The 4159-nt window shown below is 29.7% G+C and carries 3 protein-coding genes and 2 pseudogenes; all 5 read left to right on the top strand.

Annotated features, from left to right (window positions below; all coding sequences use genetic code 11):
- Positions 1 to 14: 14 nt before the first annotated feature.
- Positions 15 to 521, top strand: a pseudogene (locus tag KA830_RS10900) (replication initiation factor domain-containing protein); the annotation flags it as partial.
- A 129-nt stretch (positions 522 to 650) separates the two neighbouring features.
- Complete coding sequence (locus KA830_RS10895) at positions 651 to 1298, top strand: type A-7 chloramphenicol O-acetyltransferase (protein WP_032488460.1); 648 nt, start codon at positions 651 to 653, stop codon at positions 1296 to 1298.
- Positions 1299 to 1574: 276 nt separating this feature from the next.
- Complete coding sequence (mobV, locus tag KA830_RS10890) at positions 1575 to 2786, top strand: MobV family relaxase (protein ID WP_204170642.1); 1212 nt, start codon at positions 1575 to 1577, stop codon at positions 2784 to 2786.
- A gap of 557 nt (positions 2787 to 3343) precedes the next feature.
- Complete coding sequence (locus KA830_RS10885) at positions 3344 to 3508, top strand: ribbon-helix-helix domain-containing protein (RefSeq protein ID WP_210134250.1); 165 nt, start codon at positions 3344 to 3346, stop codon at positions 3506 to 3508.
- A 234-nt stretch (positions 3509 to 3742) separates the two neighbouring features.
- Positions 3743 to 4159, top strand: a pseudogene (locus KA830_RS10880) (replication initiation factor domain-containing protein); the annotation flags it as partial.

The following is a 4159-nucleotide window of genomic DNA, read 5'->3' as shown; positions in this document are numbered from 1 at the left end:
AGATTAGCTTTTGATTTGAAGATGATTTGAGCGATTACTATGCAATGACTGATAAAGCAGTTAAGAAAACTGTTTTTTATGGTCGTAATGGCAAGCCAGAAACAAAATATTTTGGCGTTCGTGATAGTGATAGATTTATTAGAATTTATAATAAAAAACAAGAACGTAAAGATAACGCAGATGTTGAAGTTATGTCTGAACATCTATGGCGTGTAGAAATAGAATTAAAAAGAAGTATGGTTGATTACTGGAATGATTGTTTTAATGATTTACACATTTTGAAACCTGAGTGGACTACTTTAGAAAAAATTAATGAGCAAGCTATGGTTTATACTTTGTTGCATGAAGAAAGTATGTGGGGAAAGCTAAGTAAGAATACTAAGACTAAATTTAAAAAAATGATTAGAGAAATATCTCCAATTGATTTAACGGAATTAATGAAATCGACTTTAAAAGCGAACGAAAAACAATTGCAAAAACAGATTGATTTTTGGCAACGTGAATTTAGGTTTTGGAAGTAAAATAAGTTTTATTTTATAAAAATTGCTAATTCAGTATAATTAATATTTACGAGGTGATATAACGTATGAAAAAATCAGAGGATTATTCCTCCTAAATACAAAGATTTAAAATTTAGGAGGAATTTATATATGACTTTTAATATTATCAAATTAGAAAATTGGGATAGAAAAGAATATTTTGAACACTATTTTAACCAGCAAACTACGTATAGCATTACTAAAGAAATTGATATTACTTTGTTTAAAGATATGATAAAAAAGAAAGGATATGAAATTTATCCTTCTTTGATTTATGCAATTATGGAAGTTGTAAATAAAAATAAAGTGTTTAGAACAGGAATTAATAGTGAGAATAAATTAGGCTATTGGGATAAGTTAAATCCTTTGTATACAGTTTTTAATAAGCAAACTGAAAAATTTACTAACATTTGGACTGAATCTGATAACAACTTCACTTCTTTTTATAATAATTATAAAAATGACTTGTTTGAATATAAAGATAAAGAAGAAATGTTTCCTAAAAAACCGATACCTGAAAACACCATACCGATTTCAATGATTCCTTGGATTGATTTTAGTTCATTTAATTTAAACATTGGTAACAATAGCAGCTTTTTATTGCCTATTATTACGATAGGTAAATTTTATAGTGAGAATAATAAAATTTATATACCAGTTGCCTTACAGCTTCATCATGCTGTATGTGATGGTTACCATGCTTCATTATTTATAAATGAATTTCAAGATATAATTAATAAGGTAGATGATTGGATTTAGTTTTTAGATTTTGGGAGTGAATTTAATTTTATACACGTAAGTGATCATAAAATTTATGAACATTAGCAACCACATTTTTGGTTGCTGGTGTTTTGATTTTGAATTTGGTTTTGAACTTATGGACTGACTTGTTCAGTCCATTTTTTGTGCTTGCACAAAAAATGTTTTAGCCTCGCAGAGCATACGGTTTAATGACTTATTGTAAAATAAGTCTAGTATGTTAGACTTAAAGTATTAAATGCACGTGAAATCATTATACTTAGGAGTGATTTTTATATGTCTTATTCCATTGTTAGAGTTTCAAAAATTAAATCTGGAACAAATACAACAGGCATACAAAAACATGTTCAAAGAGAAAATAATAATTATGAAAATGAAGATATAGACCATAGTAAAACTTACTTAAATTATGATTTGGTAAATGCTAATAAACAGAATTTTAATAACTTGATTGATGAAAAAATTGAACAGAATTATACAGGTAAAAGAAAAATTAGAACAGACGCGATTAAACACATTGATGGTTTAATTACATCAGACAATGATTTCTTTGATAAGCAAACGCCAGAAGATACAAAGCAGTTTTTTGAATATGCTAAAGAATTTTTAGAACAAGAATACGGTAAAGATAATTTATTATATGCGACAGTTCACATGGACGAAAAAACCCCACATATGCATTATGGTGTTGTCCCTATCACTGATGACGGTAGATTAAGTGCAAAAGAAGTTGTAGGGAATAAAAAGGCGTTAACAGCGTTTCAAGATAGATTTAACGAATATGTTAATCAACGTGGGTATGATTTGGACCGAGGACAATCAAGACAAGTTACAAATGCTAAACATGATCAGGTAAGCCGATATAAGCAAAAAACAGAATACCATAAGCAAGAATATGAGCGTGAGAGCCAAAAATTAAGCCATATACAACAAAAAAGCAGTGAGTTGATAGAACAATACCAAAAATCATTAGAAACGCTTAAAAAGCCTTTAAACGTCCAATATGAACATGAAACTGAAAAAGTAGGTGGATTATTCAACAAAGAAATACAAGAAACAGGCAATGTTGTAATAAGCCAAGAAGATTTTAATACCTTTCAGAAACAAATAGAAGCAGCACAAACGATTACAGAAGATTATGAGCGTATTAAGTCTGGTAAAGCGTTGAATGAGCTTAAAAATGAAAATAGTAAGCTTAGAGAAGAAAACAAGGATATGTCTGAAACTTTAGCAAGAGCAAATGAGTTTATAAAAGACCTCAAAAAACACCTTGATAATGCGCTTAATGTTATTAAAGTTATTAGAGAGATTTTTGAGAAGTTAGAGCAAGTTCTTGGTAGAAATAAATACCAGCATTTGATGAATGATGTAAGTAGAGATAATGGTCGTATGATAAAGGCGATACAAATATTAGATAAACAAATACATCCTGAAGAATATCAAGAAGAAAAGAATACGCAAAAACGTGATAGGGGTAGAGGTAGATAAATAAAAACGCCACTCTAAAAATAGAATGGCGTTCAAAACCTTTAAAGAATTGTTTAAGTAAATCTAATTTAATTATACCCACATTTATGCCGAGAAAACTTTTTGTCTTAAAGAGTCCTTAACTTAGACTTAAAGCGACAGCGGTCGATAGCGTCAGCTATTAACCCGACCGACTGACAGCTTTTAGGATTGTTAAGGACGCAAACTTTAAGACCAAAAGGAAATTGGAATAAAAAATAAATTGAGTTAATGGTTTAGGTTTTAGGGCTAACTTCACGAAGTGATCTGTTAGCCCTATTTTTGTATTTTGGTTTAGAATTTATCAAATTTAGTTGGAAAAAGGGGGACTACTACGACCCCCCTTTTAAGTGCCGAGTGCCAAATCAGAGATTGTGAAGTGTTTAGACCTTTAATATCAAGGGTTATAGCGATTTTTCACAAAGCTACAAATAGGCTACATTTTAGGGACTTTATGAGTTATTGTATAGAAATCTCTAGACATGTATGTATAAATGGAATAAAATAAACTTATTAATAGTTAGAAATGGGGAGTAAAAATGGTTCGTACAAAAGTAGGTATAACTTTAACTGAAGATACTTTGAAAAGACTTGAAGAAATTGCAGAACAAATGGGCTTAAGTAAGTCCCAGGCTATTTCTATGTTGATTAATAACGAGTATTTAAGTAAGTATCAAAACGAAGATAAAATATTTAAGGCATAAAAAAAGTCTTAATCAATTAGACCAAGACATTTGATAGTGTTATATTAATAAGCAAATAAAAAGAAGTCGCTCACTCCCTCGCCAAAGTTTGTGATAGCGACTTACCTTAAAGAAAAACAGTTGATGTTTTTGTTCTTAATTTGTATATCTAGATATTAAACGATATTAGTTTATTCTTCAAGATATATATTCGGGTGAGCGACTTCTTAAATTAAATTAAGGAGTCGATTTTTTATGTCAAAAATAACGAAAAATGAGCAAGAAAATTCGGTGAAAAATTACACAAAAAAACCGGCGTACTCTAATAGCCGGTTAAGTGGTCAAACTTTGGGAAAATCTCAACCCAAATTAAGTTTTGATGCGATGACAATCGTTGGGAATTTGAACAAAACTAATGCTAAAAAGTTATCTGATTTTATGAGTGTAGATCCACAAATACGACTTTGGGATATACTTCAAACAAAGTTTAAAGCTAAAGCACTTCAAGAAAAAGTTTATATCGAATATGACAAGGTAAAAGCAGATACTTGGGATAGACGTAATATGCGTGTTGAATTTAATCCCAATAAACTCACAAGTGAAGAAATGCTTTGGTTAAAACAAAATATTATCGACTACATGGAAGATGACGGTTTTACAAGATTAGATTTA

The sequence above is a fragment of the Staphylococcus sp. GDY8P119P genome, from assembly GCF_017892075.1.
GTDB lineage: Bacteria > Bacillota > Bacilli > Staphylococcales > Staphylococcaceae > Staphylococcus > Staphylococcus ureilyticus.
The sequence above is the reverse complement of the archived record's forward strand: the minus strand, read 5'-3'. Positions and strand labels throughout refer to the sequence as shown.

Coding starts and splice junctions, on each gene's coding strand:
- mobV (WP_204170642.1), top strand. CDS start 1,575: ATGTCTTATTCCATTGTTAGAGTTTCAAAAATTAAATCTGGAACAAAT.
- KA830_RS10895 (WP_032488460.1), top strand. CDS start 651: ATGACTTTTAATATTATCAAATTAGAAAATTGGGATAGAAAAGAATAT.
- KA830_RS10885 (WP_210134250.1), top strand. CDS start 3,344: ATGGTTCGTACAAAAGTAGGTATAACTTTAACTGAAGATACTTTGAAA.